We start from the raw sequence: 243 nt of genomic DNA, 5'->3' as shown, positions 1-243 counted from the left end.
CATTTGATTTGTCTTTATCAATATCGGGGTTCGTCTTACTTTCCCGCTCTCTTTGATTGTGAAATTGAATCCCTTTTAAATCATGGTACTTCATTTTTTGCATTCTACAAACTGCATAGCTCATCATTTTTCAGCTCCATTCACGAGGTACAAACGTGTACCTGTTTTCGGTCAACTTCCATGTAAAGTATAACACACTATACTTTACATTCGTAAAGGTGTGCTCTCCGAGGGTCAGAACAA

Annotated in this window: 1 protein-coding gene; it reads right to left on the bottom strand. The window is 37.9% G+C overall.

From position 1 onward, the window contains the following. On the bottom strand, positions 1-124 hold a 124-nt coding region (locus tag AWV70_RS23290), incomplete at its 3' end, for a plasmid recombination protein (protein WP_201024470.1). Positions 125-243 lie beyond the last annotated feature (119 nt).

This window comes from Sporosarcina koreensis (assembly GCF_001531445.1).
GTDB lineage: Bacteria > Bacillota > Bacilli > Bacillales_A > Planococcaceae > Sporosarcina > Sporosarcina koreensis_C.
This window is presented reverse-complemented; position numbering and strand designations above follow the sequence as displayed.